The sequence below is a fragment of the Paracoccus sp. (in: a-proteobacteria) genome, from assembly GCF_039808215.1.
Taxonomy (GTDB): Bacteria; Pseudomonadota; Alphaproteobacteria; order Rhodobacterales; family Rhodobacteraceae; genus Paracoccus.
The window spans coordinates 1-5,392 of sequence record NZ_JBDHSP010000121.1; the positions used below are offsets into that span (position 1 = coordinate 1).

Consider the following 5,392-nt stretch of genomic DNA (forward strand, 5'->3'; position numbering starts at 1 on the left):
GCGAACAAGGACGCCATGATGGCGGCCGCCCGGGCGCGCGGCTTCTTGCCCGCCGACGACAACGAGGCCGACGCCATCGCGATCCTGCTCTGGGCGCTGGAGACCCGGGGAGGTGTGCAATGAGCGGCATGCGGTTCACGCCCAAGGGCTACGGCGGTCACCGCCGCAAACCCGACGAGGTCAAGCGCGACGGCTGGAAGGAACAGGGGCTGCTGGCCGTCGCCATCGACGACGACCGCCTGACCTGGCCCGAGCGCGAACTGGTGCGCCAGCTCGGCGAGCGGCTCTACGGCAAGCGGGAACGGGAGGCGCGTCATGGGTGAGTGGACCACAGCGCAGGTGCAGGATCGGCTTGAACTTGCGGCGGGCGTGATGCGGCAGATGCCGGGCGTGATGCCGCAGGGCTTCTTCAACGCATGGCCCGAGTATTTCCACAGCTTCGCCGACAAGGTCGGTCAGGAGCCGAAGATGCGTCGCCCGAGGCCCAGCCCGCGTCAGATCACGCAGGCCGAGGAGGCGATGCTCTGGCTGCGTTGGCTCGAGAAAGACGACGCTAGGCTCGTCTGGCTTCGAGCGAATGGCACGCCGTGGAAGCCGATCTGCTGGGAGCTCGGGTTCAGCCGGGCGACGGCGAACCGACGCTGGCAGTATGGCGTTGCGGTTATCGTCTGGCGACTAAACGGGAAGCGCGTGCCGTGTAAACGGTCGATGTCGCATGTGGTGGAGGGTGCTCTGGGGAGCGCACGGCGACCATAGGTTCGGTTGCAACATTTGTGGCTCTAATAATCGAACAGATCGTCGAGATCCGAGTAGAAGCCGTATCTTGGAGCTTCGACATTTTCGAGCCCGAACGTGTAGAAGTGCTTCCTCGCGGCGCGCCAACCGCGAACGAGGCTGGGCATTCTCGCCTCCGGCTTCGGTTGACCTCTCCACGCTGTCGGATCCAGCCATTCCCCGGTTGCAAGCTGCCGATTTGATGGCGTGGGGCAATTCACGCCATATTTTGACGACAAAATGTCATTTCGCGTTCGGGTGGCGCGACGGGCAATGCTCAACAACCAGCCGTCCAACTGCTTCAGAGGGGCCGGGTCGTCGAGAAGGCAGTAGAAACCCATTAGTCCCTTCATCTTCGGAAGGCGCTTCCCTTCATAGATGAATGCCTCGATCTCTGCTTCCGCCAGCCCGCCGTAAAGTGAGCGTCGCAGTTCGTAGATCAAGCCGAGCAGATCCCAGTCATAGACCGGAGCGCTTGTGCTGCACCTGCTGTTGTCAAAACCTGCACCCAGATACTGGATGAGATAAATATTCGTTAGCCGCGAAACGCGAGTCTTCAGACGCTTGATGGTCTTTTCGGGGACGGTCAAGCCATGGGGCGAAAACCGATATCCGAGATAATCGAAGTGGGGGAATGTTCTCACTTCCTGATCTGTCGCTGATATCACAGCGATCCCAGGTGATTTCGCGGAGTTCACCTTTAAGCCGCTGATCCTGCAGTGATCGAAGAAGCATTTTTCTATCAGCTGCGCCTGTGAATAATCCGAACAGAGAGCCACTACGTCATCTGCGAAACGAACGAACCGTCCAGCTGCCGCAGTCAGTTCCACATCGAGATCGTGGTTGGCGAGGTTCGCCAACAGCAGCGAAACAGATGACCCCTGCGGGGTGCCCTTGTGCCGCCTTTGAAATCGGCCCGTTCCGTATTGATCGTGTTCTGCAAACTGGTGGTGCATGAACCGTTCAAAGATATGCCGCTCGTGCGGCGTGAGGCTGACTTGCCCTGAGTCCGAAATCTTTCCCTTCAGATAGCCTGCGGGAATATTGTCGAAATACTTCTCAAAATCGATTTGGACAGCGAACAGCTTGCCGCGGTGGTCAAACTCCTTCAGAGCGAGAATGGCGTCGAAAACGTTCTTGTCCGGATGGTAGGCATATGAAGCGGGGGACAACCGTTTCAGATTCCGATCACGCGCACGGCGGAGCACAACATTTGCCAATGCGGCATCCGGGATGGCGAAGGCCATCACCTCACGCTTGGTGCCATCAGGTTTCGGAATCTGATAGCAGACTGCCGGAACAGGTTCATAGCTACTGTTCATGACCTTATGCCAAATCGTCTTGGCAAGAAAATTCGCGTTCCTGGAGCAGTACTTTGGGTCGAAGTGCCTCGAAGTTGGTGTCTTCGGCTTTCGTGATGAAGGACCTGGCGGAACCCCGGTGCGTTTTGTAAATCGCTGCTGGTACTGCGCCTCCAGCTTCTCGGACTTCTCTTCCTTTTCAAATGCCCGCTTCGCAAGCCTTTTGATTTCAGCCTTAATCGCGTTCTGCATCAGAATTCCTGGCTAGGTCGGCGGCGAGGGCGGAGAGTCAGGGAGTCCGACAAGAAGATCGATCCCATCGTCGCGCTCATCTCTGCTGTCAAGGACAGGAGACTTGCACGCCATCGGCGACACGGTCGCCCGGTATTTTGCCCTCGCCGCCTCGGCTACTACGCCAGTAGGTCAATCTGTAACCGCGGATCACAGACGGGTCAACGTCGAGGAAGTTGCGCGCGGAGAATTCGTTCCGTTCTGTCAAGGCCGTGCGTGCGTGCGAGACAGTTTTCTGCGAGACATTGCAAGACGAGACGGATCGCCCCGATATCGCTATTGATGGCGATATACTCGGGAGAGGAGCGCGCAGGCAGAGGCCGCGCCACTGGCTTCCGGGGTCCAGCGAAGGGTCCAGCCGGGGTCCAATGGGCTAATCCATTGAGTTCTTGGTTCCTTCCTGGCGATATCCGTATGCTGGCGGGCGAAGCGCGGGACATCGCCAGCGACAGGGCCGGATTTTTGGGAAGCCACCCGGAAGCCGGACCCACCCGAGCCCCGCGCAAACACCAATGAACGCTGGCCTTCCGACCGGACACCGCTGGTGGCCGCTGGACCCCGCGTGGAGTCCGGCCCGGCATCCGGAGTCCGGAAGCCACCGGCATCCACCCGACCGAGGAATCTTGCCCACCATGACGCTGAGCTTCGCCCCGGACGCGATCGAGACGTGGCCGCTGTCGCGCCTCCAGCCCTACGCGAAGAACGCGAAGGCGCACGGGCCGGACCAGGTCGCCAAGATCGCCGCCAGCATGGCCGAGTTCGGCTGGACCGTGCCGTGCCTCGTGGGCGAGGACGGGGAGCTGATCGCGGGCCACGGGCGCGTGCTGGCGGCAACCCAGCTTGGACTGACCGAAGCGCCAGTGATCGTGCTCGGGCATCTGACAGAGGCGCAGCGCCGGGCCTATCGGATCGCGGACAACAAGCTGACGGAACTCGGCACCTGGGACGAGGCGCTGCTGTCGGCGGAATTGAACGATTTGCTGGCCGAGGATTTCGACCTGTCGCTGGTCGGGTTCTCCGACGGCGAGTTGGACAAGCTGCTGGCCTACGTCGCGGAAGACGACGAAGAAGGAGGTAGCGCCGGGGGCTCGGTGCCGCCAGTGACCATCCCGGAACCGCCGCGTAATCCGGCCGCGCGCACGGGCGACCTGTGGATCCTCGGTGACCACAGGCTGCTCTGCGGGGACAGTACGAGCCACGACGATGTCCGCCGCCTGATGAACGGCGAGCGGGCGATCCTGTTCGCGACCGACCCGCCATATCTGGTGGACTACGACGGCTCGAACCACCCGACCCGCAACAAGGACTGGTCCGCGTCCTACGGCACGACCTGGGACGACAGTTCGCAGGGCGCGGAGCTCTATGACGGCTTCATCTCGGCGGCCGTGGCGGAAGCCATCGCCGAGAATGCGGCCTGGTACTGCTGGCACGCCTCGCGCCGCCAGGCGATGCTGGAGGCTTGCTGGGAGAAGGCGGGTGCCTTCGTCCACCAGCAGATCATCTGGGTGAAGGACCGCGGGGTTCTGACCCGGTCCCACTACCTCTGGAAGCACGAACCCTGCTTCATGGGCTGGCGCCGCCCGAACCGCCCGCCGAAGGTGGCCGAGGAAACGCTGCCCTCGACATGGGCACTGCCGAGCTTTGCGAAGGACGACCGGCCCGATCATCCGACGCCGAAGCCGCTCGACGCCTTCGGGATCCCGATGCGCCAGCATGTGGCGCGGGGCGGCCTCTGCTACGAGCCATTCTCGGGGTCCGGGTCGCAGATCATGGCGGGCGAGGCCAACGGCCGCCGCGTCTTCGCGATGGAGATCGGCCCGGCCTATGTCGATGTCGCCGTTGAACGCTGGCAGGCCGAAACCGGCCGCGACGCGATCCTCGACGGCGACGGCCGGACCTTCGCGCAGGTGAGAACCGAGCGGCTGGGCGACGACGCCGAACCACCGGCCGAGACGCCGGACACGGACGCCGAACCCGAACCCGCGCGAAAGCGCAAGACCGCCGCGTGACATGCATGACCTGGCTTTACCTTCCTCCGGACGCGCTTCCGGAGCCGGAGACGCATGCCTCTTCGGCCTCTCGCTCTGTTCCGGCGCAGGTGGTCTCGACCTCGGGCTCACCATCGCCATCCCCGGATATCGTGCTGTGGGCCATGTCGAACGGGAAACCTTCGCCGCAGCCACTCTCGTGGCGCGGATGGAAGACGCGTCCCTGGATCAGGCTGTTGTCTGGGACGACGTTGCCACCTTCGACGGCCGCCCATGGCGCGGCGCGGTGGACATCGTCACTGCGGGCTATCCGTGCCAGCCGTTCTCCGTCGCGGGCAAGCGCCGGGGTGCGGACGACCCGCGCCACCTCTGGCCGCATGTCGCCCGCATCATCGGCGAGGTCGAGCCGCCCTTCGTCTTCCTCGAGAACGTCGCCCATCATCTCCGCCTCGGCTTCCCCGAAGTCGCCAGCGGACTGGTCGGCATGGGCTACAAGCTTGCGGCAGGCCTCTTCACGGCGGCGGAAGTCGGCGCGCCCCACAAGCGCGAGCGGCTCTTCATCCTCGCCATCCGCGAAGGGGACGAGCTGGCCGACCCCGCGCGCCTGCTCTGGCACCCGGTCGAGTGGCGGGAACCGGACGGAACTGCTGCGGCTCTGGCCGACGCCGAGGGCGAGCGCCAACGAGAACCGGCAGACGAAGCCGACGCCGTCGCAGGCAGCGGGCCAGCACGGCATGAACCTCGCGACGACGGCCGCGATGTGGCCCACGCCGATGGCGAACGATGGGTGCAAGCCGAGCGCGGGCAACCGGCGGACAGCGGACCTGACCCATTCGGCTGGGATGTGGATGACGCCGACGGCTCGCGATCACAAGGATGGCGCGACGAGCCTCGCCAACACGCCTGTGAACGGCCTGCTTGGCCGCCAGGTCCTGGTGACGCCGATGGCTGGGAGCGATACCTCCGAGCCGCGCCGGACCTTGAACCCGCTGTTCGTCGAGGCGCTGATGGGCTGGCCCACCGGGTGGACCGGCTTCG

The 5,392-nt window shown here is 63.8% G+C and carries 5 protein-coding genes and 1 pseudogene; 5 read left to right on the plus strand and 1 reads right to left on the minus strand.

What is annotated here, in order from left to right:
- The first annotated feature begins 128 nt into the window (after window positions 1-128).
- Both WMK75_RS18135 and WMK75_RS18140 read left to right on the plus strand, forming a co-directional pair.
- Window positions 129-323, plus strand: coding sequence for a hypothetical protein (locus WMK75_RS18135; protein WP_347268991.1), 195 nt, complete (start codon window positions 129-131; stop codon window positions 321-323).
- Window positions 316-756, plus strand: a complete 441-nt coding sequence (locus tag WMK75_RS18140; protein WP_347268988.1) for a DUF6362 family protein — start codon at window positions 316-318, stop codon at window positions 754-756. Before WMK75_RS18135 ends, WMK75_RS18140 begins: the two co-directional genes overlap by 8 nt.
- Window positions 757-779: 23 nt before the next feature.
- Here WMK75_RS18140 and WMK75_RS18145 read toward each other — a convergent pair whose 3' ends face one another.
- Complete coding sequence (locus WMK75_RS18145) at window positions 780-2,327, minus strand: reverse transcriptase domain-containing protein (protein WP_347268989.1); 1,548 nt, start codon at window positions 2,325-2,327, stop codon at window positions 780-782.
- A 671-nt stretch (window positions 2,328-2,998) separates the two neighbouring features.
- Here WMK75_RS18145 and WMK75_RS18150 point away from each other — a divergent pair.
- The 3 genes and pseudogenes from WMK75_RS18150 to WMK75_RS18160 all read left to right on the plus strand — a co-directional run.
- The gene (locus tag WMK75_RS18150) at window positions 2,999-4,375 is read left to right on the plus strand and encodes a ParB N-terminal domain-containing protein (RefSeq protein ID WP_347268990.1); all 1,377 of its coding nucleotides are present in this window, start codon (window positions 2,999-3,001) and stop codon (window positions 4,373-4,375) included.
- Between the two features lies 1 nt (window position 4,376).
- Window positions 4,377-4,886: pseudogene (locus tag WMK75_RS18155) on the plus strand (DNA cytosine methyltransferase); the annotation flags it as partial.
- 316 nt (window positions 4,887-5,202) lie between these two features.
- The coding region (locus tag WMK75_RS18160; protein ID WP_347268992.1) for a hypothetical protein at window positions 5,203-5,392 on the plus strand (190 nt) is incomplete at its 3' end.

What these genes read in the sequence shown, in the direction of transcription:
- WMK75_RS18135 (WP_347268991.1), top strand. Translation starts at nt 129, where the DNA reads ATGCGGTTCACGCCCAAGGGCTACGGCGGTCACCGCCGCAAACCCGAC.
- WMK75_RS18140 (WP_347268988.1), top strand. Translation starts at nt 316, where the DNA reads ATGGGTGAGTGGACCACAGCGCAGGTGCAGGATCGGCTTGAACTTGCG.
- WMK75_RS18145 (WP_347268989.1), bottom strand. Translation starts at nt 2,327, where the DNA reads ATGCAGAACGCGATTAAGGCTGAAATCAAAAGGCTTGCGAAGCGGGCA.
- WMK75_RS18150 (WP_347268990.1), top strand. Translation starts at nt 2,999, where the DNA reads ATGACGCTGAGCTTCGCCCCGGACGCGATCGAGACGTGGCCGCTGTCG.